General features: G+C 53.2%; 22 protein-coding genes. 10 read left to right on the forward strand and 12 right to left on the reverse strand.

Annotated elements, in window-relative coordinates:
• Positions 1-154: 154 nt before the first annotated feature.
• The 4 genes from lepB to asnB all read right to left on the reverse strand — a co-directional run bounded on the left by lepB (position 155) and on the right by asnB (position 5,847).
• Positions 155-766, reverse strand: a complete 612-nt coding sequence (gene lepB, locus FG166_RS00235; RefSeq protein ID WP_035430885.1) for a signal peptidase I — start codon at positions 764-766, stop codon at positions 155-157.
• 74 nt (positions 767-840) lie between these two features.
• Positions 841-2,397 (reverse strand): UDP-N-acetylmuramoyl-L-alanyl-D-glutamate--2,6-diaminopimelate ligase, encoded by a 1,557-nt coding sequence (locus tag FG166_RS00240; protein WP_003682269.1) that lies wholly within the window; start codon positions 2,395-2,397, stop codon positions 841-843.
• Positions 2,398-2,401: 4 nt separating this feature from the next.
• Positions 2,402-3,937 carry a UDP-N-acetylmuramyl-tripeptide synthetase gene (gene murE / locus FG166_RS00245; RefSeq protein ID WP_003682270.1) on the reverse strand — a complete coding sequence of 512 codons (1,536 nt, stop codon included), beginning with the start codon at positions 3,935-3,937 and terminating at the stop codon, positions 2,402-2,404.
• Complete coding sequence (gene asnB, locus FG166_RS00250; RefSeq protein ID WP_035430853.1) at positions 3,937-5,847, reverse strand: asparagine synthase (glutamine-hydrolyzing); 1,911 nt, start codon at positions 5,845-5,847, stop codon at positions 3,937-3,939. Before asnB ends, murE begins: the two co-directional genes overlap by 1 nt.
• A gap of 306 nt (positions 5,848-6,153) precedes the next feature.
• On the opposite strand from asnB, the gene FG166_RS00255 reads away from it, so the two are divergent.
• Entirely contained in the window at positions 6,154-7,575 is a 1,422-nt protein-coding gene (locus FG166_RS00255; RefSeq protein ID WP_048339903.1) for an amino acid permease, read from the forward strand.
• Positions 7,576-7,685: 110 nt separating this feature from the next.
• On the opposite strand, the gene mscL is transcribed toward FG166_RS00255, so the two are convergent.
• The 8 genes from mscL to FG166_RS00295 form a co-directional block, all read right to left on the reverse strand.
• Positions 7,686-8,063: a large-conductance mechanosensitive channel protein MscL gene (gene mscL, locus FG166_RS00260; RefSeq protein ID WP_003685614.1), complete on the reverse strand. Its 378-nt coding sequence runs from the start codon at positions 8,061-8,063 to the stop codon at positions 7,686-7,688.
• A 259-nt stretch (positions 8,064-8,322) separates the two neighbouring features.
• Positions 8,323-10,227: a tRNA uridine-5-carboxymethylaminomethyl(34) synthesis enzyme MnmG gene (gene mnmG / locus FG166_RS00265; protein WP_003682279.1), complete on the reverse strand. Its 1,905-nt coding sequence runs from the start codon at positions 10,225-10,227 to the stop codon at positions 8,323-8,325.
• A gap of 14 nt (positions 10,228-10,241) precedes the next feature.
• The gene (gene mnmE, locus FG166_RS00270; protein WP_003682281.1) at positions 10,242-11,630 is read right to left on the reverse strand and encodes a tRNA uridine-5-carboxymethylaminomethyl(34) synthesis GTPase MnmE; all 1,389 of its coding nucleotides are present in this window, start codon (positions 11,628-11,630) and stop codon (positions 10,242-10,244) included.
• A 145-nt stretch (positions 11,631-11,775) separates the two neighbouring features.
• The gene (jag, locus tag FG166_RS00275) at positions 11,776-12,597 is read right to left on the reverse strand and encodes an RNA-binding cell elongation regulator Jag/EloR (protein WP_003685619.1); all 822 of its coding nucleotides are present in this window, start codon (positions 12,595-12,597) and stop codon (positions 11,776-11,778) included.
• 69 nt (positions 12,598-12,666) lie between these two features.
• Positions 12,667-13,500, reverse strand: coding sequence for a membrane protein insertase YidC (yidC, locus tag FG166_RS00280; protein ID WP_003682287.1), 834 nt, complete (start codon positions 13,498-13,500; stop codon positions 12,667-12,669).
• Between the two features lie 15 nt (positions 13,501-13,515).
• The gene (rnpA, locus tag FG166_RS00285; RefSeq protein WP_003682289.1) at positions 13,516-13,860 is read right to left on the reverse strand and encodes a ribonuclease P protein component; all 345 of its coding nucleotides are present in this window, start codon (positions 13,858-13,860) and stop codon (positions 13,516-13,518) included.
• Between the two features lie 115 nt (positions 13,861-13,975).
• Positions 13,976-14,110: a 50S ribosomal protein L34 gene (gene rpmH, locus FG166_RS00290; RefSeq protein ID WP_003682291.1), complete on the reverse strand. Its 135-nt coding sequence runs from the start codon at positions 14,108-14,110 to the stop codon at positions 13,976-13,978.
• A gap of 73 nt (positions 14,111-14,183) precedes the next feature.
• Entirely contained in the window at positions 14,184-14,546 is a 363-nt protein-coding gene (locus FG166_RS00295; protein WP_130125585.1) for a hypothetical protein, read from the reverse strand.
• An 82-nt stretch (positions 14,547-14,628) separates the two neighbouring features.
• Here FG166_RS00295 and dnaA point away from each other — a divergent pair, with 82 nt between their 5' ends.
• The 9 genes from dnaA to rpsR all read left to right on the forward strand — a co-directional run bounded on the left by dnaA (position 14,629) and on the right by rpsR (position 24,846).
• Positions 14,629-15,945: a chromosomal replication initiator protein DnaA gene (dnaA, locus tag FG166_RS00300; RefSeq protein ID WP_003682297.1), complete on the forward strand. Its 1,317-nt coding sequence runs from the start codon at positions 14,629-14,631 to the stop codon at positions 15,943-15,945.
• 164 nt (positions 15,946-16,109) lie between these two features.
• On the forward strand, positions 16,110-17,249 hold the full coding sequence (dnaN, locus tag FG166_RS00305) for a DNA polymerase III subunit beta (RefSeq protein ID WP_003682298.1): 1,140 nt from the start codon (positions 16,110-16,112) through the stop codon (positions 17,247-17,249).
• Between the two features lie 221 nt (positions 17,250-17,470).
• Positions 17,471-17,689 (forward strand): S4 domain-containing protein YaaA, encoded by a 219-nt coding sequence (gene yaaA, locus FG166_RS00310; protein WP_003682299.1) that lies wholly within the window; start codon positions 17,471-17,473, stop codon positions 17,687-17,689.
• A 9-nt stretch (positions 17,690-17,698) separates the two neighbouring features.
• Positions 17,699-18,820 carry a DNA replication/repair protein RecF gene (gene recF, locus FG166_RS00315; protein ID WP_003682300.1) on the forward strand — a complete coding sequence of 374 codons (1,122 nt, stop codon included), beginning with the start codon at positions 17,699-17,701 and terminating at the stop codon, positions 18,818-18,820.
• A complete protein-coding gene (gene gyrB / locus FG166_RS00320) occupies positions 18,820-20,769 on the forward strand; it encodes a DNA topoisomerase (ATP-hydrolyzing) subunit B (protein ID WP_003682301.1) in 1,950 nt (649 codons plus the stop codon). Before recF ends, gyrB begins: the two co-directional genes overlap by 1 nt.
• Before the next feature lie 25 nt (positions 20,770-20,794).
• Entirely contained in the window at positions 20,795-23,305 is a 2,511-nt protein-coding gene (gene gyrA / locus FG166_RS00325) for a DNA gyrase subunit A (RefSeq protein WP_035430855.1), read from the forward strand.
• Between the two features lie 206 nt (positions 23,306-23,511).
• The gene (rpsF, locus tag FG166_RS00330) at positions 23,512-23,805 is read left to right on the forward strand and encodes a 30S ribosomal protein S6 (protein WP_003682303.1); all 294 of its coding nucleotides are present in this window, start codon (positions 23,512-23,514) and stop codon (positions 23,803-23,805) included.
• 40 nt (positions 23,806-23,845) lie between these two features.
• Positions 23,846-24,571, forward strand: coding sequence for a single-stranded DNA-binding protein (ssb, locus tag FG166_RS00335; protein ID WP_003682304.1), 726 nt, complete (start codon positions 23,846-23,848; stop codon positions 24,569-24,571).
• A gap of 38 nt (positions 24,572-24,609) precedes the next feature.
• Positions 24,610-24,846, forward strand: a complete 237-nt coding sequence (rpsR, locus tag FG166_RS00340; RefSeq protein WP_003682305.1) for a 30S ribosomal protein S18 — start codon at positions 24,610-24,612, stop codon at positions 24,844-24,846.
• Positions 24,847-24,885 lie beyond the last annotated feature (39 nt).

A 24,885-nucleotide genomic window follows, 5' to 3' on the forward strand; every position in this document is an offset into this window, starting at 1 on the left:
CTACTCGACAGGCCGTTGGCATAGGTTAACGCGACAGCGGCGTTCTGTGGCCAGACTTAGCCACTAGGCCTGTGGTTGGGAAGCACGTTCTCTGAGTAACCACCGAAGATTAAAAAGGCGACGATGACCGAATTAGTCATCGTCGCCTTTTTAGCTAATTCCCCGTAAAGTAATGCTTCCAGAGCTGGTTAACGTTGTACTTATGCTGCTTGGTGCTCGAGGACCAAAAGCCCACCTTGACGACCCCGACAATCTTATTCTTCGGCACAAAGCCCCAGTAACGACTGTCGTTAGAGACCGAACGGTGGTCCCCCAAAACAAAGTACATTCCCTTTGGGACCTTGGTGGCGCCCATATTCTTCATCCAGTTATTCTCTTCGGAAATTGACGCTAAAGTCCAATTCCCCGTCCCGGTCGTTCGTTGGTACTTAGAGATGTAGGATTGGTTGGTCTTCTTACCGTTGACGTAGATGTAGCCGTTCTTGGCTTCCACCGTGTCACCCGGTAAGGCGATTACCCGCTTAACGTAGTCGGTCGTTTGCGATACCTGGGGGTCAACCCCGTTGGCATCGAAGACGATGACGCTACCGCGGTGAATCTTCGATGTTTTAACGGCCACCACCCGTTCGTTATTTTGTAGGTTGGGTTGCATCGATGGCCCGTCCACTTTCACGAGCTGGAAGGCAAATTGCTTCACTAGCAACGCGATGATGAGCCCGATCGCCACTGGGATTATCCAGCTTAAGGTTTGTCGTAGTGCTTTCATTTTAAATTTTAGCCCCGCTTTTTTATTGATCACCCTTATCTTACAACAAAGGTAGCGTTTCTCCTAGTCAGACGTTACCCCTCCAGATGGGCGATCACTTGGCGGGCAACGGCGATGTCGCCAGGGTAGGGGGTATCCACCCCTGCCACCTTTTGGTACTGGTCGGTCCCCTTACCGGCGAGGACAACTAGGTCCCCCGCCCGGGCGGCTTGGATTGCCGTTTCAATCGCTTCCCTGCGATCGGCCACGTATTCGACTCGGCCAACCCGATCGTGATCGATGTGGGCGTCAATTTCCGCGGCGATCGCCTGGGGGTCTTCAAAGGCGGGATCATCGGTCGTCAAAATTACCCGGTTGACCCGCTCTTCAGCTAGGGCCTTACCGAGGTCCGGCCGCCGTGAAACCCCCTTGTTACCAGGCGCCCCTAAGACCACCGTAATCTGGCTCGGCTCTCCTTGGTGTTGCTGGCCCTTTAAAAAGGCTAAGAGACGCTTAACGGAGGCGTAGTCGTGGGCGTAATCAACGTAGACCGTGCCGTGCTCTTGGGTCCTAATCACTTCCATCCGACCGGCGATGTGGACCTGCCCAAAGGCCTCCTGGATGGTTTTCTTTTTGACCCCACCAATGGCGGCACAAATAGCGGCGGCCGTGGCGTTACCCACGTTGTAATCGCCAGCCACGCTGGACTGGTACTCCCCATCTAACATCAGGGCGCTCCCGCGGTCACTCACCCCGGTTAACTGGAAGTTAGAACCAGCCAAGCCGGTTGACTGGATTTGGTAAGCTAGGTCTAAGTCAGGGTGACTGCCGGCTTCCCCGAACAGGTAAATCTTGTCCGGGGCCGTCGAGACCTTGGCGGCCTGGTAAACCTCTTCGAAATGGTCCATCTGGGTGTTTAGCACGCAAACGCTGGAATTTAAGAGCAGCTGCTCCTTGCAAAAGAGGTAGTTGGCAAAGTCGGGGTGCTCGTTTTGACCAACGTGGTCGCTGGAAATATTCAAAAAGACCCCGATCCCGAAGTGTAGGGAGTAGACCCGGTCGAGCAAGTAGGATTGCGAAGAGACTTCCATCACTAGGTGGGTCATCCCATTATCGACGGCTTGGCGTAGATAGCGAAAGAGGTCTAACGATTCAGGGGTGGTCAACTTGGACTTGAAGACGTCACCCTTGCCCAACGAAGTATTTAAAGTTGAGATCAAGGCGGTCCGGTCGTCGGTCCCCAGGTTCAGGGCCGTGGCGGCGAAGTAGGCCGTCGATGTTTTCCCCTTGGTCCCGGTGATCCCAATCGCAAAGAGGTCGTTGGACGGGAAACCGTAAAAGGCGTTGGATAGCAGCGCCATCGCCCGTTGGATGTTGGTGACGATCAGGGCCGTCGCCCCGTTTTGGTAGCTTTGTTCGGCCACGTAAGCCGTTGCCCCGCGGTCAATCGCCTCGTTTAAGTAATCCTCTTTAAAGGCCGCACCCTTACAAAAGAAGAGGGTTTCGGACTGAACGAGCTTGGAATTGTACTCAACGTGGTAGAAGAAGTGCTGGCGGTAGTTTTCCGTCCGCACCAAGAGGCCGTGTTCGGTCAGCAAAGAAATGGCCGAGTTAGTATCAATGTGAACTTGGTCGATTATTTGCAGGGTCATCGCATTATTTCTCCATCAATTGCTTAGTAATCTGGTAGTCGCCTTGGTAAGGAACGTCCTTGCCCTTTTCGTGCATAAAGGTTTCCCGTCCCTTGGCGGCCATAAAGAGGGCGTCGCCAGGCTTAGCCATTGCGTAGGCCTGCTCAATTGCCGCCTTACGGTCAACGTTGACGATGACCTCGAGGTCGGGGTTATCAATGTTTTCCTTAATGTCAGCGGCGATCTGGTGAGGGTCTTCAAAGAAGTTATCCTCAGAGGTTAAAATCGCCACATCGGCGTACTGGGACAGGGCGCGCCCAATGTCTTTACGGCGGGATTCGGCCTTGCCCCCAGCCGCCCCGATCACCACGATCAAGCGGCCATCTTTAAATTCGTGCTTCATGAAGTTGAAGCTGGCCGTCAGGCTCAAGTAGTTGTGGGCGTAATCGACGCAGGCCACCACGCCCTGCTTGTCCTTGATAAATTCCATCCGTCCTGGCACGGTCGTTTCGGCCAGGCCCGCCCGAAAGTCCTCGCTGACCGGGGCCACTTGGGCCGCCACGGTCAATGCGGCCAGGGCGTTTGCGACGTTAAAGTCCCCCGGCATCATAACTCGAAAATCGCCGTCAAGCTTAGGCAGGGCCGGGTTAGCGGTGGTAACGGTGAAGTAACCGTGTTCACCCAGTCGGTATTGGTAATCGGCCGCCGATTGATCGCTCCCAAATGAAATTACCTGCTTGCCCAGGTCGTGTGCCTTTTCGGCCAGGTAATCGTACTGACTGCACTCCCGGTTAACGACGAGGATCCTGCAGTTGTCGATGATTTCACTCTTGCAGGCCAGGTAGTCTTCAAAGCTCGGGTGTTCCACCGGACTAATATGGTCGGGCGAGATGTTTAAAAATACGCCGATATCAAGGGGCAGGCCAAAGACCCGCGACTTCTTATAGGCCTGGGAAGAAACCTCCATCACCAGGTACTTCATCTGGTTGTCGACGGCCTCTTTCATCATCCTAAAGAGGTCTAAGGACTCCGGCGTCGTTAAGTGGGCCGGGATGAAGGTTTCGCCGTCCAAACACTCGTCAATCGAGGAAAGCTGGGCGACCACTTTCCCCAGGGCCTTGGCCATGACGTGGCGGGTGAAGTAAACCGAGGTCGTCTTCCCCTTGGTCCCGGTGTAGCCAATCACGGTCAGGTTGCGGTCCGGGAAGCCAAAGAAGGCCCGGGACACGGTCGCCATCGCCTTTTGAATATCGGTAACGATCACTTGGGGTAAGTCAGGATGCTCACTAGTTTTTAACTGGGCGGAGTAATCCGCCGGGGCCATCGCCACACTCGCCCCCTGGTTAGCGGCCATCGTCAGGTACTTAGGATCAAACTTGAGGCCCTTACAAAAGAAGAGGGTCCCCTCCTTGACCGTCCGCGAGTCGTAAGACAGGTCTAACACGGTGCGGTTGGCCAACTCCTCCGGCGCCCGGTCGTGCCACTTGCCGGCCACAATCAATTCCTTGAACAACCCTGCGTCCTTTAAGACCGTGATAATTTCGCTTAGCGTCATTGTCATTATTGCATTACCTCAGCATCCGCTTGCTTCGTGTATTCCGGCACGTAGTTATCGATAAAGTAGAGCTTGTACCATACCAAGAAGGTGTAAATCGTCCACAACTTACGGCGGCCGTCGATCTTTTGGTGGTAGTTGTCATCGGCTAACTGCAAGATCTTGTCCTGGTCGAAGAATTCCTTAACGAAGTCCTCTTCAAATAGGGCCCGTACTTCTTGGTAGTACTTGTCTTCGTGGAGCCATTCGCGAATTGGAACCGGGAAGCCCATCTTCGGCCGGGTCGCCCATTCCTCTGGCAGGTGCCGGTTAGCGGCCATCCGGAAGGCCCACTTGGTCCCCTTGTAGTTAAAGAGGTACTTAGTTGGCGTGTGGGAAGCCACGTTCATGACTTCCTTATCCAAGAGCGGCACCCGTAATTCTAGGGAGTTCGCCATACTCATCTTGTCGGCCTTGAGCAAGATGTCACCTGGCATCCACTGGTGCAGGTCCACGTATTGGCGCTTGGCCACTTCATCGATATCCTTTGGTTCGATCTTGTCAAAGTACGGGGCCAGGATTTCTTGGATCGTTGGTCCGCAATCAAAGTCCTTGTTCAAGACGTCGCTCGCCTCTTCTGGCGAGAAGATGTAGGCTTGCCCGACGAAGTCTTCGCGGGCCGGGGCCATGGCGTGGTACATGTGCAAACGACCGTGGAAGTTCTTGTGGTTCTTCAGCCATTCCCCAATCTTGTAGCGGGTTGGTTGTGGCAACTTACGCATCTGGTCGGTTACCCAGCGGATCGGCTTAGAGGAAGTGTTGAAGCCGTAGTCGGTGTAGCCGGCAAAGAGTTCGTCGGCCCCTTCCCCGGATAACATCGCCTTGTAGCCGTTGTCCTTAGCCAACTTGGTCAAGAAGTACAACGGCACCACGGACGGGTTAGAATCCGGTTCGTCCAGGTAGTACTGGATGGTCGGAAAGGCGTTGAAGGCTTCCTCGTTGGTCAGCTTCTTGTCGGTGTTTTTCAGCTTCAGCTTTTCGGCCAGTTCGCGGGCCTGCTTGGTTTCGTCGTAGCGGGAGTCAAACCCGATCGAGAAGGTGTTGTCAGGGCGCATCATCGCCGTTACGTAAGAGGAGTCCACCCCAGCTGACAAGAAGGAACCAACCTTGATCCCGGCATCGGCAAAGGAGTGGGCCTTAACCGATTCGTCAACGGCCGCTTCGATCTTATCGACGGCCTGGTTGAAGCTTTCCTTGTCCGGGGAGAAGTCGGCGTCCCAGTACTGTTCCATTGAGAATTCGCCGTTCTTGTAACGGAAGAAGTGACCCTCTGGCAGGCGGTAAACGCCCTTAAAGAAGGTTTCATCAGTAGCGGGGTACTGGAAGGTCATGTACGGCTTTAAGGCTTCCTTGTTCAATTGCTTATCAAAGTTCGGGTGATCCAAGAAGGACTTGATTTCGGAACCGACAAAGAAGGTCCCGTTCATCTTGGCGTAATACAGCGGCTTGATTCCGAAGTGATCGCGAGCCCCAAACATTTCGCCGGTCTCCCGGTTCCAAATAACGAAGCCGAACATCCCGCGTAGCTTCTTGACGACGCCTTCACCCCACTCTTCGTACCCGTGCAGGATAACTTCGGTGTCGGTATGAGTACTAAAGGTGTGACCGGCCTTAATTAATTCTTCTCGCAGGGGCTTAAAGTTATAGATTTCCCCGTTGAAGATGACCGCCTTTGAGTCGTCCTCGTTAAAGATGGGTTGGTTCCCCGACTTAACGTCGATAAAGGACAACCGGCGAAAACCTAATGCCGCCTGCTCGTCAACAAACATTCCGGAATCATCCGGTCCCCGGTGGATAATCCGGTTCATCATCTTTTGAATTTGAACTTCCTTTTGTTGTGGCTTCTCATTATCCACGAACGCAACAATTCCACACATTGTTTTCAACTCCAATTCTCGTTTTGTCTGGGTCATTTCCCGGGAAATATCTCTCCCCAATGGACCCGCAAAGCGCCGTAAAATCTATATAATGATAGTCTTTTTCCCCGTTCATGTAAACCGATCGAACCCTTAAGGATTTCTAATGTTCCACCTGTCTTTTTATGAATATCTGACGAATATTACGGTATTTGTTTTATTTTATGTTAGAATAGATTGATCAATTGTGAAATTTTATCCATTTAGAAAGAAGGGCTTCTTTTGAAATCTTCAGCCGACGCTGCCGCCGGTACCGAAAATCACGAAATGCGGCGGAGCTTAAAGACCCGCCACTTATCGATGATTGCCTTGGGTGGTTCCATCGGGACCGGGTTCTTAATCGCTTCCGGTTCGGCAATTGCTACCGCCGGTCCCGGGGGCGCCTTAGTCGTTTACGCCCTAATGGGGATCATGGTTTACTTTCTGATGACCTCTTTAGGGGAAATGGCGACCTTCTCGCCGACTACCGGCTCCTTTGTTACCTACTCTGCCGATTACGTCGACCCGGCCTTTGGCTTTGCGATGGGGTGGAACTACTGGTTTAACTGGACCATCACGATCACTGTTGACGCCGTTTCCTGCGGGGTGGTCATGAACTTCTGGTTCCCCCACCTACCGTCATGGATTTTTTCGTCCGTCGTCTTTGTCCTAATCGCCCTGATCAACTGGCTGTCGGTCAAATCTTACGGGGAGACCGAATATTGGCTCTCCTTTATCAAGGTGGTTACGATCGGCTTCTTCTTGGTGGTCGGCTTTTTGGTTATCTTCGGGATCATGGGGGGCCACTCCGCCATCGGCTTAAAGAACTTTACTTACAAACAAGCACCGTTTGTTGGTGGCTTCCCGTCAATGTTTGCCGTCTTCTTGGTAGCCGGGATGTCCTTTCAGGGAACCGAGCTGGTCGGAATCACGGCCGGAGAGTCGGCTGACCCCAGACACGCCGTTCCTAAGGCGATTCACTCGACCTTCTGGCGGATCCTCTTGTTCTACTTACTGTCGATCTTTGTGATGGCTTGCATCCTGCCGTACACCGACAAGAACCTCCTGTCGTCTAGCGTCAAGGACGTTTCCATGAGCCCGCTAACGATCGTCTTTGAACGGGCCGGACTAGCTGCCGCAGCCTCAGTCATGAACGCCGTGATCTTTACCGCCCTGTTGTCGGCTGCCAACTCCGGTTTGTACGCTTCAACCCGAATGCTTTACACCCAAGCTAAGGAAGGCTTTGCCTGGAAGATCTTTGGCTACGTCAACAAGCGCGGGATTCCGATCTATGCCATGGTCGGGACGATGGTGATCTCCCTAGCCGTGTTCGCCACCCAGTTCTTGGGCAAGGAAGCCTACAACTACCTAATTAACGCCTCCGGGCTCTCCGGCTTTATCGCCTGGCTCGGGATCGCCGTGGCCCACTACCGCTTCCGGCGTGCCTACGTCAAGCAGGGACGCAAGCTCAGCGACCTCAATTACAAGGCCACCCTCTTCCCGTTTGGCCCCATCTTTGCCTTTATCCTCTGCCTAATCGCCGTTGGGGGGCAAAACCTGGGGGCTTTCGCTAAGCTTGACTGGGAAAACATCCTGATTACCTACATGTCAGTGCCGTTGTTTGTGATCTTATACATCTACTACAAGGTCAAGTACAAGACCAAGTTGATTCCGCTAGCAGAGGTCGACTTGGAGGCCCACCGCGACTAGAACGGAGTGGTAGCCCACTATTCTATCCCTCCAACAAATAAAATCCGGTTACTTCGTCAATAACGAAGTAACCGGATTTTTACTTTACAGCGGCGTTGGTTACCACTTCTTTACTTATCTTGCTTCTTCAGCAATTCGACAATTTGGCCAAGGTATTCTTCTTCCTTGGACGGGCCCTCTTTGACTGCTTCTTCTTCCTTCTTTGGCATTACCTTGTTGATCCCCTTGACCATCAAGAAGACCACGAAGGCGATGATCAAGAAGTTGATCACTTCGTTTAAGAAGGAACCGTAACGGAAGTGGGCGGAACCGATGGAAAAGACCAGGTTGGACAAGTCGATCTTCCCCAGGAAAATCCCGATCAACGGGTTAATCAAATTGGAAACCAACGACTTCACGATTGCCGTGAAGGCAGCCCCGATGATAACCCCAACGGCCAGGTCCATCACGTTCCCGCGGGCGATGAACTCTTTAAACTCTTTTAACATACGCATCCTCGCTTTCTCAATTAGCTAAGGTGGTGCGCACCACCTTAAGAATCTTTTAATCTATCATACAATGATTATGGGTGATTTGGCAAAGTCAAAATCCCGCAATCCCTTGTCAGTTTATAAATTATGTGTGAAAGCGGGTTCAGCCACATTAAACATATCTTTTTAACTATTCATCAGGGCGCCAGACCAGTTATTTAAAATTTAAAACCAGACCATTTGAGCGAACACGTACTTATTAAACAATTTGTGTTTGTTACTTCAACTTTCCCTGCCGCAGGTACACGGACAGGATGGCCAGGTCAGCCGGGTTGACACCGGAGATCCGGGAGGCCTGGGCGAGGGTGGTCGGGCGAATCTGCTCCAACTTTTGGCGCCCTTCCGTGGCTAAGCCTTCAATAGCTTGGTAATCAATATCGGCTGGAATCCGCTTAGCTTCCATCCGCTTGAGGCGTTCAATCTTAGCCTCTTCTTTTTCGATGTAGCCGGCGTACTTAAGTTGAATCTCAACCTGTTCTACTTCCTGGCGGTCCAGTTCAACGGCCGGCGCATCAACAAATTTCAGAAGGGTTGGGTAGTCGACGTACGGCCGGCGTAAGAAGGCATCGGCAGCGATGGCGTCCTTAAGCGGCTTATCACCGTGGGCCACCACAAAGGCGTCAATTTCTTCCCCCGGTTTGATCCGGAAGTCCTTCAAGCGGGCGATTTCGTCTTCCACCCGTTGCTTCTTTTCTTCCATGGCCGCCAGGCGCTCATCGGACACCAGCCCGATTGCATGTCCCTTTTCCATCAAACGAAGGTCGGCGTTGTCGTGGCGTAGGATCAACCGGTACTCGGCCCGGCTAGTTAGCAAGCGGTAAGGTTCTTTGGTTCCCTTGGTGACTAGGTCGTCGATCATCACCCCAATGTAGGCGTCGGAGCGCTTCAAAACAAACGGTTCCTTGCCCTGGGCGCGCAGGCCGGCGTTAATCCCGGCGATCAGGCCTTGGCCGGCCGCCTCTTCGTACCCCGAGGTCCCGTTGGTCTGCCCAGCTGTGTAAAGATTGTTAACCAACTTGGTTTCCAGAGTGGCCTTTAATTGGTACGGGGCTACCACGTCGTATTCGATGGCGTAACCCGGCCGCATCAGTTCGGCGTGCTCCAACCCGGCCACCGAGTGGATCATCTGGTGCTGGATTTCTTCTGGCATTGACGTCGACAGCCCGTCCAAGTAAAACTCGTCGGTGTCCCGCCCTTCCGGTTCCAAGAAGACCTGGTGGCGGTCCTTGTCGGCAAAGCGGACGATCTTATCTTCAATTGACGGACAGTAGCGTGGTCCCACCCCTTCGATCACCCCAGAGAACATTGGGGCGCGGTCGAGGTTGTTACGTAAAATTTCGTGGGTGGTCGGGTTAGTGTAGGTTAGCCAAGAAGAAATCTGGTCTTTGACCGGGATGTAGGAAGTGTCCGGCGTGTCAAAGGAGAAGTGGTTTGGTGTTTGGTCACCCGGCTGTTCCTCGGTCTTGGAGTAATCAATCGTGTTCCCGTCCACTCGTGGCGGCGTCCCAGTCTTAAACCGCTGGAGGTCAAAGCCGAGCCGCTCCAGGGCTTCGGACAACTTAACGGCGGCCTTAGAGTTATTCGGGCCGGATTGGTACTGGAGTTCACCGATGATGATCTTACCCCGGGCGGCCGTCCCGACCGTCAAAACCACTGCCTTGGCGTGGTAAGCCGCCCCGGTGTTGGTGATGACCCCCTTGACGGTGCCGTCTTCTACGATCAGGTCGTCAACCACCCCTTGGCGTAGGGTCAGGTTCTTTTCCTTTTCAATCGTCCACTTCATCTGGCGGTGGTAGGCGTGCTTATCGGCTTGTGCCCGCAGCGCCCGCACGGCCGGGCCCTTCCCGGTGTTGAGCATCCGCATCTGGATGTAGGTCTTATCAATGTTGTGACCCATCTCACCGCCGAGGGCGTCGATTTCGCGGACCACGACCCCCTTGGCCGGGCCCCCGAGTGACGGATTACATGGCATGAAGGCGACCATTTCCAGGCTGATCGTGATCAAGAGGGTCTTATTCCCCATCCGGGCAGCGGCTAGGGCGGCTTCGGAGCCGGCGTGCCCCGCCCCCACAACGATTACGTCGTAGTCGCCCCCGTTGTAGTTAACAACTTTGGTTTCCATTCTCGTTTCTTCCTCTACTTTCCTAAACAGAATTGGCTAAAGAGCTGGTCAAGCAACTCGTCTTGGTAGGTCTGGCCGGTAATTTCCCCCAGCGTGTTCCAAGCGTCGGTCATATCAATTTGCACCAGGTCAACCGGCATTCCGGCCTCGATCCCCTCCAAAACGGCGTTGAGCGAGTCAACTGCCTGGTGCAACAGGCCGATGTGGCGGGCGTTAGTGACCATCACGGCGCCCCGATTAGATTCAATCCCCTCGTTAAAGAAGCGGTGGGCGATTGCTTGACCCAGTTCCTGCATCCCGGCGTGTTCCAAGATGGAGGTCTGAATGACCGGGTCACCGTTAACGAGTTCGGTTAGCTCAGCCAGGTCAACTTGGGCCGGCAGGTCGGTCTTGTTAAAGATCACCATCCGGGGTTTTTGTGCGGTGGCCTCAATTAGCGCCCGGTCCTCTTCGGTCAGCGGGCGGCTGGAGTCGATCAACAAGAGGATCAGGTCGGCGGTTTCAATCGCTTGCTTGGAGCGCTCAACCCCGATTTTTTCGACCGTATCGTCGGTGTGACGGATCCCTGCCGTGTCAATTAGCTTCAGTGGTACCCCAGCCACGTTGACGTATTCTTCAATCACGTCACGGGTCGTCCCCGCTACTTCGGTCACGATCGCCTTATCCTCGTGCAAGAGGGCGTTTAAAAGGCTCGACTTGCCGACGTTCGGTCGCCCAATGATGGCGGTGGCCAGGCCGTCGCGTAAGACCTTGCCTTCCTTGGCCGTTTGCAAGAGGGTTTCCAAGCGTTGGCGAACCTCGCTGGCCTTTTCCTTTAGCATCTTAGTGGTCATCTCTTCGACCGCGTCGTATTCGGGGTAGTCGATGTTGACCTCTACCTGGGCCAAAACGTCCAGGATATCTTGGCGTAGGGCCTTAATCAACCGCGACAGGTCCCCGTCGAGTTGGTTTAGGGCCACCTTCATCGACTTGTCAGTCTTGGCCCGGATCAGGTCCATCACCGCTTCGGCCTGGGAGAGGTCTAAACGGCCGTTTAAAAAGGCCCGCTTGGTGTACTCACCGGGTTCGGCCAACCGCGCCCCGTTGGTTAAGGTTAATTGTAGGGCCCGGTTAGTCGCCAACAGCCCCCCATGGCAGTTGATTTCCACCACGTCTTCTTTGGTGTAGGTCTTGGGGGCTAACATCACCGAAACCATTACCTCATCTACCGTTTCCCCGCTTGCGGGATCGATGATGTGCCCGTAGTTAATGGTGTGGCTTTTAACTTGGTGAAGATCCTTGCCCTTAAAAATCCGGCTTACCACGTCTAGGGCCTGGTCGCCGGACACCCGGATGATTGAGATCCCCCCTTCCCCAACCGGGGTCGAGATTGCCGCAATTGTGTCTTGCTCTGAATTTGCCATCTGTTGGTCCTTTCTCGTTCAAAGAAAAAAGTGCCCCTCCACGAAGCCCCGGTTTCCCGCGGTCATGGTCAAAGCACTTTCACTACTCTAACGAAGTTTTCAATTTTAACGTATTTATTGTAAGAACTTTGCCCGCCCTTGTCAATTATTTGGGGGCGATCACGACCGAGCGGAAGGGTTCACGCCCCTGCGAATAGGTCTTGACGTTCGGATTATCCTCTAGTTGCTTATGCAAGAGTTTGCGTTCCCTGGCCGGCATCGGGTCCAAAAAGACCGCTTGGCCGCTAGCGATGACGTCGGTGACCGCCCGCTCCCCAATCCGGGTAATTGTTTGCGCCCGCTTGGCCCGGTAGCCTTCGCTGTCTAAGGTCACCTGGGCGTCCTTGACCCCCTGGTAGTTTAAAAAGGCAACACTGAGCACCTCAAAGGCGTTGATCCGCCGCCCGTGGTAGCCAATTACCCTCCCGGGCGTTGGTGCGTTCAGCTCAATCGTGACGTCCTTGGCCCCGCTACTTTGAACCGTGGCTGAAACGTCGACCCCTAGTGCCCGGTAGGCCTGCTCCAGGTAGTCGACCAACTTGGTAGCGGCGGCCGACATCCGATGGAGGTTTTGTTCGTGGCGGGCGGCAATTTCCGCCGGGCTTAATTGACCGTCCGGCGCCCCTTCTGGATTGCCTTCTGGCTGCTCAGTGGCCACTGGTTCTTCTATAAGTTGAGGCGTTTGCTCGGCGGGGTCTTCTTGTTGAACCGGAGCCACCTCTTCTGGTGACGATGACAGTGTGGGCGTTGCTGGTTCAACCACTTTCTTGACCACCGCCTCAATCTTAACCGGCCGGGCGCCCAGGCCAAACAGGCCCCGCCGACCAGGGTCGACCACCGTGATGGTTAATTCCGCTTGCGGCTTGTTCAGGTCTTGTTGCGCCTTTAAAACGGCGTCTTGGTACGTTTTTCCTTGGTACTCACTCATTGACTTCCCCCTCGAAAAAAAAGGCAGGGAAAATTTCATTTTCTCCCGGCCTCTTATTCTATTTCTAAATTACTTGCGCTTGCTAGAGTAGGCCCGACGCTTGACTTTTTCAATCTTGCGTTGCTTGGCCTTTTGTGCCGCCTGCTTTGCTTCGCGTTCCCGCCGAATCTTGAACGGGTTTTGGATCACTAAGGTCTGAACCACTTGGAAGGCGTTAGTGACCACCCAGTAGAGGGTGATGGCCGCCGAGAACTGGAGGGCCATAAAGAAGATCATGATTGGCATTACCCAGGTCATCGTCGTGGTCATCGAGTTCTTTTCTGGCATCGAGGCCATTGACAGCCAAGAAGAAATGAAGGTAAAGACCGCCGCCAGAATCGGTAAGACGAAGTAGGGGTCGGTGTGTCCTAACTGGAGCCACAAGAAGGTCCCCGTCTTTAATTGGGCCGTCCGCCAAATGGCTTGGTACAAGGCCCACATGACTGGCAACTGTATCAACAGTGGCAGCATCGACGCAAACGGGTTAACGCCCGCTTCCTTGTAGAGCTTTTGTTGCTCAATTTGTAGCTGCTGCATCGTTTCGCGGTCCTTAGACGAGTACTTTTTTTGCAGGGCCTTCAATTGCGGCGCCAGCTCCTGGGTCTTCATCATGGACTTGGTCTGGTAAAACATCAGTGGCAAGATGATGATCCGGATGATGATCGTAAAGATGATGATCCCCATCCCGTAACCGCCAAAGATGTTGGACAGCCAAATAATAAACCGCGAACAGTTGTAAACAATGTAGTGGTCCCAAATCCCGGTACTGTGACTGGTAATCGGCTTGTTAGAACATGCCGCCAGCAGCAGGGTGAGCCCTAAGATCCCCGTCAGACTTAAGACCTTTTTGCCGTGTTTTTTCAAACCTTGATCCTCTCTTTACTTTTCCTCAAACAGGTGTGCCAACGTAAGTGCATGGACCAGATTCTTCTTGATTTCCTTCATTGAAAGGTCGGCCGCCGATTTACGGGCGATTACCAAGAAGTCAACGTCCTGCTTTAATTCGGGCTTAACCTCGAGCAGGGTTTGGCGGATCCGTCGTTTGACCCAGCCCCGCTGGACGGCGTTGCCCACCTTTTTACCGACCGAAATCCCGACCCGGAAGTGGGGTTGGTTCGGTTTTTGCATCTGGTAGATCACAAACTTATGATTGGCCACTGAATTATGAGTTTCAAACACCCGTTGGAAGTCGCTTTCCTTTTTTATTCGGTACGATTTTTTCATTTAGTCAGTCTCCAACCCGTTAAACCAAAAAAGGGCCGGGCAACGACAACTACAACATCACGATTGCAGTATATGTGGCTGCCCGGCCCCTTTATGGTTACTTAACGTAACGATATTATGCAGATAATGCCTTGCGGCCCTTTTGACGCCGACGGGCTAATACCTTCCGGCCGTTGCTAGTGCTCATCCGAGCGCGGAAGCCGTGAACACGGGCACGGTGGCGCTTCTTAGGTTGAAATGTGCGCTTCATTGTTTTGCACCTCCTTAGCAGCTGATTTTTTTAGTTTCTTTATTAAAACGTCCGTTTAAAAAGAGTCCTCTCTTCAAACATACTTTTGAAGTATAGCATACTTTTGGGAGGGAAGGAACCGCCAAGTCGGCGAAAAAAATAAATTCCCCTTGACAGTTTTCCACAAATAATCCACAGCGTTGTGTATTTCTTTTTGCGGCGTCGACTTATCCACCGCCTTATCCAAGGGCTTTTGACTTATCCCACCCCGGTGGGTAAAGTTATCCACAAGCCGGTGGATAACTTTTGAAAACGCGGTCAGATCGGCGTTTGGAGCGGTGGATATCCCCACTAAGCTGTGGATAAATAGAATTAAGCCCCAGTTTTTCCACCTTTCCACACCCCTGGGGATAATTTCCACACACCGTTGTTTATAACTGGCTTTAAATTTTTCCACCTGTGGAAAACTCCGGCCAGGAATGATAAAATATCGGTTGTAAATTTTTTCTAATGCATTCAGACGTAGAGGAGGAATCATTTTGACTGAGCTCGATTCTCTTTGGGAAGCGATCCAAAATTCATTCCGTAAGTCTAAGGGCGATACGACTTACAAAAACTTAATTGCTCCGGCAAAACCCCTCGACTTCGCTAACGGCAGGCTTCGCATCCAGCTGCCCTCCCAGTACCACCGCGACTTTTGGGAGCAGCTGACCGACCAGGTCGTCGAAATCGTCTACCAACGCACCGGCCAAGAAATTCGCCCGGACTACGTGTTGGCAACCGATCCGACCCCCCTGGCCCAAACGCCGCCCCGGCCACAGTCGACCTTTAAAGAGGAAACGCCCCTCAACCCGGAGTACACCTTCCAAACCTTCATTGAAGGACGTAGCAACATGATGGCCTACGCTTCAGCCTTTGCGGCTTCCGAGTCCCCGGGTGACCAGTACAACCCGCTCCTGATTTACGGGGGCGTCGGCCTAGGCAAGACCCACTTGATGCAAGCCATCGCTAACAACATGAAGTTTCACAACCCTAGCGTACGGATCAAGTACGTAACCAGCGAAAACTTCATGAACGACTTCGTTAACTCGATTAAATCCGGGACCCAAGAGGAGTTCCGCCGCGAATACCGCGACCTCGACGCCCTCTTGGTCGACGATATTCAGTTCTTCGCCTCCAAGGGGGAGACGCAAACCGAATTTTTCAATACCTTTAACGTCTTATACGACAACAAAAAGCAGATTGTCCTGACCTCCGATAAGGATCCCCGCGAAATCCCCAACCTGACGGCACGGTTGGTCTCCCGCTTCATGTGGGGGGTCCCGGTCGAAATTACCTCGCCGGCACTGGAAACCCGGATTGCGATTTTAAAGTCCAAGGCTGAAGAAGAGCACCTCGACGTGCCAAACGACGTCTTAAACTTCGTTGCCCAACGCATCAACACCAACGTCCGCGAATTAGAAGGGGCCCTGATGAGAATCCGGGTCTTTTCCGAACTCCACCAGCAACCGATTACCCTCAAACTGGCTACCGAGGCCCTGCAGGGAATGGTTGCCAACACCGAAACGACGGTCACCATTGACCTAATTCAAAAGCGTGTCGCCACCTATTACAACATTAACCAATCCGACATTACCGGCAAAAAGCGGACCAAAAACATCGTCGTTCCCCGCCAGATTGCCATGTACCTGTCCCGGGAGTTAACCGATAATTCCCTACCAAAGATCGGTAAAGAATTCGGCGGCAAGGACCACACCACCGTACTGCACGCCATCGATAAGATCGAAAGGCAGGTTCAAGAAGACGCCCGCCTGCAGGGGGACTTGGTTAAGCTCAAAAACGACCTGCAAGCCTAGTTGGGGAAAACTTGGTCTTATGCCCAGAATTATCCCCAATTTATCCACAGGTGGAAAACTTGTTTTTGATCGGACCTACCGACTTTTCCACAGCATCCACAGGTCCTACTACCACTACTAACTATTTTTATTAATTTAAATTAACTATCAGGGAGGACTCCTTCATGAAATTCACCATTAACCGAGCTGCCTTTATCGGCCAACTCAACAACGTCTTACGGGCGGTTTCTTCCAAGTCAACGATTCCGATTTTGACGGGCTTAAAGCTGGTCGTCGACAACAATGAGGTCGTATTAACCGGGAGTGACGCCGACATTAGCATTGAAACCACGCTAAGTGGCGCAGACGGTCAGTACCAATTGACGGTAGAAGAACCAGGCGCCATTGTGTTGCCCGCCCGTTTCTTCAGCGACATCGTCAAGAAGTTACCGGATCAACAAGTAACAATTGCTGTTACAGATGGTTTTCAAGCCCAGATTATGTCCGGAACGGCGGAGTTCGTCATTAATGGTCAAGACGCCAATAACTACCCGCACCTGCCGGAAATTGAAACGGCTGCTAGCTTTGAAGTAGCGGCGGACCTATTTGCCGACGTAATTCGCCAAACCCAAATCGCCGTTTCTCACCAGGAAAGCCGGCCAATTTTAACCGGGATCCACGTTTCTTTAGCTGATGGGATTTTAACGGCCGTGGCCACGGATAGCCACCGCCTTTCCCAGCGCAAGGTTCGCTTGGAAAATGTTGGGGAGCGTCAAGTTGACGTGGTCATCCCCGGCACGTCTTTGACGGAACTATCGCGGATGATTGGTGACGTTAAGGATCCGGTTAAGATCCAAGTGACGGACAACCAGGCCCTCTTTGTCTTTGGTAACACCCGCTTTTACTCCCGCCTGTTGGAGGGGAACTACCCGGACACGTCGCGCCTAATTCCGGACACGTCTGAAACGACGGTGGAACTGGATGCCAGTGCCTTTTTGGCGGCGATTGAACGGGCGTCGTTGCTTTCCCACCAGAGTAGAAACAACGTCGTTAAGTTGACGGTCGACCCGCAAGCGGGCCTGGCCAAGGTATCTGGTAACTCGGCCGACATCGGGAACGTGGAAGAAAACATCGCGACGGACCGGATGGAAGGAAGCGACTTGGAAATTTCCTTTAACCCCGACTTTATGGGTGACGCCCTGAAGTCCTTTGGTCAGGCTAAGATTATCCTGTCCTTTACGACGGCGTTGCGGCCTTTCACCCTGGTGCCAACGGAAGATTCCGATCAATTCGTCCAACTGATTACGCCAGTGCGGACTTACTAAACTTAAATAACAAAGCTTGTGAAACGGTCGGCGAGTTTGCCGGCCGTTTTTGTAATTAAAATTAAATATGGGCGTTTAAACGCGATTTGAGGGCAAAAGGTGATTTTTGCCCTCAAGGGGTCAAAAAAGCTCAGAACGGCTCTGAAGGGGGGAAGATTTGTTTTTACCCCTCAAAAAAGCTATAATTGTACTATCAAATAAAGTAGGTGACGTGTGAACAAATGGAAAAAGAAGTCAAAATTGACGCACCCTTCATTACCCTAGGTCAGCTTCTAAAAGAAGAGGGCATCATCCCAACTGGGGGCGCTGCTAAGTGGTTCTTAAAGGAGCACGAAGTCAAGGTAAATGGGGAGTTAGATGATCGCCGGGGGAAGAAACTTTACCCCGGCGATCACATTGATGTCGTCGGAATCGAGCAAGTTGTTATCGCGACCAACTAGGAGCAGCCGATGATTCTCCAGGAGCTTCAGTTAAGTCATTACCGTAACTATGAGGAACTGGCGGTGACCTTTGCGCCGGGGATCAACGTCTTAATTGGAGAAAACGCCCAGGGGAAAACCAACCTGCTGGAGGCCATCTACCTGTTGGCCTTCACCAAGAGTCACCGGACGGCCAAGGACCGGGAGTTAATTGGCTGGCACCAAAAGCTGGCCCGGGTTAGCGGCGTGGTTGAGCGAGCGAGCGGCCGCCTTCCCTTAGAGGTGCAAATCTCCACCAGTGGCAAGCGGGTAAAGGTCAACCACCTCTTTCAAAAGCGGCTTTCCACTTACGTTGGGAACCTCAACGTAGTTTTGTTTGCCCCCGAAGATCTTGCCCTAGTTAAGGGGGCACCGGTGAACCGGCGCCAGTTTATGGACATGGAATTTGGCCAGATGAGTAGCAAGTACTTGTACAACGTCAGCCGCTTCAACCAGCAGCTCGCCCAACGTAACGCCTACTTGCGCCAGTTCAAGTATGGCCAACAAAGTGATCGGATTTTACTCGGGGTGATCACGGATCAACTCGCTTCGGTGGGGGGCGAAGTAGTGGTGGCTCGCCAACAGTTAGTCAAGCGGTTGGGAAAGTGGGCGGCTGAATTACACCACCACATTTCCAAGCAAAAAGAAGAGCTGAGCTTACAGTACGTTAGCCAAGTTGAAGTGGACGATCAAACGACCGAAGAGGAAGCGGTCGCCCAACTGCGCCGCCTCTATTCAGAAAACGAGGAGCGAGAAATCGAGCACGGGACCAGCCTGATTGGCCCGCAGCGCGATGACATCCACTTCATCGTCAACGGTCAAAACGTGCAACGCTTCGGTTCCCAAGGCCAACAGCGGACCACCGCTTTGGCCGTTAAATTAGCCGAGATTGACCTGATGAAAGAGCAGACCGGTGAATACCCCCTGCTCTTGTTAGACGACGTCTTGTCCGAGTTAGATGACGACCGGCAAACCCACTTACTGACGGCGATTCAAGATAAGGTGCAAACCTTTATCACCACTACTAGTTTGAGTGGGGTGGCTCGGCAACTAATTCACCACCCAACCATCTTCACGATTCAAAGTGGCACACTCACAAAGGAGGAAGACTAGTGACCCAACAAGAAGAACAAGCACGTAAAGCGGAACTAGCTAGCGAATACGACGCCAGCCAGATCCAGGTCTTAAAGGGGTTAGAGGCCGTGCGTAAGCGGCCCGGTATGTACATTGGTTCCACCACCGTCCAGGGACTGCACCACTTGGTGTGGGAAATCGTCGACAACGGGATCGACGAAGCCCTGGCCGGTTTTTGTGATGAAATCAACGTAATTGTTGAACCGGATAACTCGATCATCGTGACCGACAACGGGCGGGGGATCCCGGTCGATATCCAAAAGGAGACCGGCAAACCCGCGCTTGAAACGGTCTTTACCGTCCTCCACGCCGGTGGGAAGTTCGGTAACGGCGGTTACAAGGTTTCTGGGGGTCTCCACGGGGTAGGGGCCTCGGTCGTCAACGCCCTGTCAACGGAGCTAGACGTCAAGGTCGCCCGCCAAGGCAAGGAATACTACATGGACTTTGCAAGGGGCCACGTCAACACCGCCATGAAGGTGATCAAAGACGACCTGCCGCAATCGGCCCACGGGACCACGGTGCATTTCGTCCCGGACCCGGAAATCTTCCGGGAAACGACCGTCTACAACATCAACACCCTGATTGACCGCTTGCGGGAACTAGCCTTTTTAAACAAGGGGCTTAAGATCACGGTGGAAGACCGTCGGGAAGGCAAGGAGAAACAGGAATCCTTCCACTACGAAGGCGGGATTCGTCACTACGTTGAATTCCTCAATGAGGGCCACGAGCTACTCTTTGACCCGCCAATTTACGTGGAGGGGGAATACAAGGGGATCACGGTGGAAGTTTCCTTGCAATACACCGATGACTACCGGTCCAACCTCTTAACCTTCACTAACAACATCCACACCTACGAAGGTGGGACCCACGAGACGGGCTTTAAGACCGCTTTGACCCGGGTGATTAATGATTACGGGCGTAAGAGCGGGCAAATCAAGGGTAACGTCACTCTATCCGGGGAAGACGTGCGCGAAGGCCTGACCGCCGTGGTGTCCATCAAGCACCCGAACCCGCAGTTTGAGGGGCAAACCAAGACCAAGCTGTCTAACTCCGACGCTAGAACGGCGACTGACCACATCTTCGCCGAAACGATGACCCGCTTCATGATGGAAAACCCGGACGTGGCCCGCAAGATCGTCGAAAAGGGGATGCTAGCAAGCAAGGCCCGCGACGCCGCTAAGCGCGCCCGGGAAGTGACCCGTAAGAAGAGCGGCTTGGAAATCTCGAACTTACCAGGAAAGCTGGCTGATAACACCAGCAAGGACCCGGCCATTTCCGAGCTCTTCATTGTCGAAGGTGACTCGGCCGGTGGGAGCGCCAAGCAGGGGCGTTCCCGCTTGACTCAAGCCATCTTGCCAATCCGGGGGAAGATCTTAAACGTGGAAAAGGCCTCCTTAAACCGGGTTTTGGCCAACGAAGAAATCCGCTCCCTATTTACGGCACTAGGAACTGGCTTTGGCGACGACTTTGACGTCAACAAGGCTAACTACCACAAGCTGATCATCATGACCGATGCCGACGTCGACGGGGCCCACATCCGGACCCTGTTGTTGACCCTCTTCTACCGCTTCATGCGGCCGATGATCGAAAAGGGCTACGTTTACATCGCCCAGCCGCCGCTGTACCAAGTTCGGCAAGGGAAGTTTGTTAAGTACATCGAAAATGACGAGGAACTAGAACGGGTGGTCAACTCCCTGCAACCAAGCCCTAAGCCGGTTATCCAACGCTACAAGGGGCTGGGGGAAATGGACGCCGAACAACTTTGGGAAACGACCATGGATCCGGCTAACCGGCACCTGTTGCGGGTGAAGTTAGACGATGCCAAGGCCGCCGATGAAATTTTCCAGATGCTGATGGGGACCAAGGTGGGCCCGCGGCGGGAATTCATCGAAGAAAACGCCACCTTCGTGGAAAACTTGGACCTGTAAGAACTGATATTGAGGAGGAATAAGCGTGCCAGAACAAGAGATGCCTGGACGGATAACCGACGTTAATCTGACCAGCCAAATGCGGAATTCATTCTTGGATTACGCCATGAGTGTCATCGTCTCCCGGGCCCTACCTGACGTTCGTGATGGTTTAAAGCCGGTTCAGCGCCGGATTTTATACGGGATGAACGAACTGGGGGTCACTCCGGATAAGCCCTACAAGAAGTCGGCCCGGATCGTGGGGGACGTCATGGGGAAATTTCACCCCCACGGGGACTCTTCGATTTACGAGGGGCTCGTTCGGATGGCCCAAGACTTCTCCTACCGTTACATGCTGGTCGACGGGCACGGTAACTTCGGCTCCGTCGATGGGGACGGGGCGGCCGCCATGCGGTACACCGAAGCTAAGATGAGCAAGATCGCCGTCGAAATGCTGCGCGACATCAACAAGGACACCGTTGATTTCCAAGACAACTACGACGGTACCGAAAAAGAACCGGCTGTCCTGCCGGCCCGCTTCCCGAACCTCTTGGTGAACGGGGCCTCGGGGATTGCCGTCGGGATGGCTACCAACATCCCAACCCATAACCTGGGCGAAGTAATCTCGGCAATTCACATGCTGATGAATAACCCGGACGTGACGGTTGCCGAGCTGATGAAGGCCTTACCAGGACCGGACTTCCCAACCGGGGGCGTGGTCATGGGTAAAGCGGGGATTCGCCAGGCCTACGAGAGCGGTCAGGGTTCGATTATCGTCCGGGCCAAGGTGGAAATTGAGGAGCAAAAGAACGGCAAGCAACGGATCGTCGTTCACGAAATTCCGTACATGGTTAACAAGGCCAAGCTGATCGAGCGGATCGCCAACCTCGCCCGGGAAAAGGAAATCGATGGGATTACCGATGTCAACGACGAAACCGACCGGGAAGGGATGCGGATCGTAATTGACGTTCGCCGCGACGCCAGTGCCGAGGTGATCTTAAACAACCTCTACAAGATGACCCTGATGCAAACGACTTACAACTTCAACATGTTGGCGATCGTTAAGGGCGCCCCGAAGATCCTGTCATTAAAAGAGATCCTTCAGTACTACTTGGAACACCAAGAAGAAGTGGTTCGCCGGCGGACCGAATTCGACTTGAAAAAGGCCCAAAACCGGGCCCACATCGTCGCCGGGTTACGGATTGCCTTGGATCACATCGACGCGATCATCAACATCATCCGGAGCTCGGAAACTTCCGAACTGGCTAAGCAACGGCTGATGGATGACTACAGCCTGTCCGATCGCCAAGCCCAAGCCATTTTGGACCTGCGGCTGGTACGCCTGACCGGGTTGGAACGCGAAAAAATTGAAGACGAGTACCAAAAACTAGTGGCCGCCATTGCAGATTACAAGGACATCTTGGCCCACCAGGAACGGATTAACCAGATCATTTACGATGAACTGATGGAAATCCAAAACAAGTTTGGTGACGAGCGCCGGACCGAATTACAAGTCGGCGACATTTCCAACATCGAAGACGAAGACCTGATCGAAGAAGAAGACATCATCGTCACACTCACCCACAATGGTTACGTCAAGCGCTTGCCGGTTGACGAATTTAAGGCCCAGAACCGTGGGGGCCGCGGGGTGAAGGGGATGGGCGTCCACAGTGACGACTTCATCGAGCACCTGGTCGCTAGTTCCACTCACGACCTCTTGCTCTTCTTCACCAACACCGGGAAGGTCTTTGCCATGAAGGGCTACGAAATTCCAGAGTACGGTCGGGCCGCCCAGGGGATTCCGATCATTAACCTCCTGGACGTCGACGGCAAGGAAAAGGTGACCGCCGTGATCAACGTTGCCCAAAGAGAAGACGACTTACAAAAGGACCTCTTCTTTGTGACCCGGCAGGGAACGGTTAAGCGCACGCTGGTGACGGAATTTAAGAACATTCGCTCTAACGGGATCAAGGCCATTAACCTGCACGAGGGTGATGAACTGATCAACGTGGCGATTGTCGATGACGATCAAAACATGATTCTAGGGACCCACCTGGGCCACGCCGCCACCTTTAAGGTGAGTGCCGTTCGGTCAATGGGACGATCCGCCGCCGGGGTCCGGGGGGCCCGCCTACGGGACGGTGACTACCTGATTGGTGCCGCACCGTTAAACGAGGATGACCAGGTTCTGGTTATCTCGGAAAAGGGCTACGGCAAGAAGACGCCGGCCAGCGAGTACCCAATTAAGGGCCGGGGTGGCCTGGGGATCAAGACCGTCAACGTGACCGAAAAGAACGGGCCACTCGCCGGGTTAACCACCGTTCAGGGGGACGAAGACCTGATGGTGGTGACCGATAAGGGGGTCATCATCCGCTTTGGCGTTGAATCCGTCTCCCAAACCAGGCGCTCAGCAATTGGGGTCCACCTGATCAAGATGGACGCCGACTCAGTGGTGGCCACGATGACCAAGGTCGAAAAAGAGACCGCAGAAACGGATCCAACCGAAGCAAGCGCTGAAGAAGCCGAAACGCCGGTTGAAGGTCCCAACGAAATTTAATTAAAAACTTTCGTGATAAAGATCCGGAATTGCGTACTTAGAGATTAGGGAAGCAATTCCGGATCTTTTGTTACCCTAGATTTAACTTGTGATTGACCAAAATTTATGCTAATATTCTATTCTGTGAGTATACGTAACGACGTCTACTCTCCTTGTTCCCTTCGAAGAGCGGAGGGGGCCAGAGTCCATAAGGAGGTGTAACATTCATGGAAACGCGCAAATATGAAATTACTTACATCATTCGTCCTGATATCGAAGAATCTGCAAAGAGCGAGCTGGTAGCCCGCTTCGACAAGATCTTGGCGGACAATGGTGCAACCGTAGTTGACTCAGCTGACTGGGACACGCGTCGGTTCGCTTACCAAATCGGCAAGTACACTGAAGGTACTTACCACATCGTAAACGTGACTGCCGACAGCGATGCTTCATTAAACGAATTCGATCGTTTGGCTAAGTTCAGCGACGACATCCTGCGTCACATGATCGTTAAGCGCGGCTAAGCTTAACGGTTAACAGTAGAAGAGGGGAGTGCGATAGCCGATGCTAAATCGTGTAGTATTAACTGGGCGACTAACACGGGATCCGGAATTGACCTACACCCAAAGTGGAACCCCCGTTTTACGGTTCTCAATTGCCGTTGACCGGCAGTTTAAGAACCGGGAAACGGGCCGGCGGGACGCTGACTTCATTAACTGCGTCATCTGGCGTACGTCAGCAGAAAACTTTGCCCGCTTTACCCACAAGGGCGCACTCGTCGGTCTTGATGGCCGACTGTCCACCAGTAACTATGAAAACCAACAGGGACAACGGGTTTACCGGACGGAAGTAACGGTCGAAAACTTCGCCCTGTTGGAACCGCGGTCCGCTAATAACGGTAATGGTGGTTACAACGGTGGGGGTTATAACAACGGCGGCAATGGTTTTAACAACCAGGACCAGTCCTTTGGCAATAACGCCTACGGTAACGGTGGCAATTTCGGGGCCGCTCCTCAAAATAATTTCGGGGGGTCACCGGCTCCCGCCAACCAGTCGTACAACGGAAACTTCAACCAACCCCAGGGAGGCGTCTTTAATCAAGGCCCAACCCAAATTGATGCCGATAGCCTGCCATTTAGCAAGGATAACGACACCACGCCCGCTGCTGGTGATAACGGCGCCGTCAACATTGACGACAACGCCGCCTTCAGCGCAAACCCGGGGTCCGGTTCGGCAAGTTCTGCAAGCGACGCTGACGGGATGCCTTCATCAGATGACCTACCCTTCTAAAGAAAAGACAACTACTAAACAATAAGGGAGGTAATTTCATGGCTCAACAACGTCGTGGTGGCCGTCGTCGCCGTAAGGTTGACTTCATCGCCGCAAACCACATTGAATACATCGATTACAAAGACACTGATTTACTGCGCCGGTTCATTTCCGAACGGGGTAAGATCTTACCACGCCGGGTGACCGGGACCAGTGCTAAGAACCAACGCCGCTTGACGATTGCCATCAAGCGCGCACGGATCATGGGCTTGCTGCCATTCGTTGCAGAAGACTAGGATTCCCAATAAAAAACGTTATCGCATTGATTTGCGATA

The organism is Limosilactobacillus fermentum (assembly GCF_013394085.1).
GTDB lineage: Bacteria > Bacillota > Bacilli > Lactobacillales > Lactobacillaceae > Limosilactobacillus > Limosilactobacillus fermentum.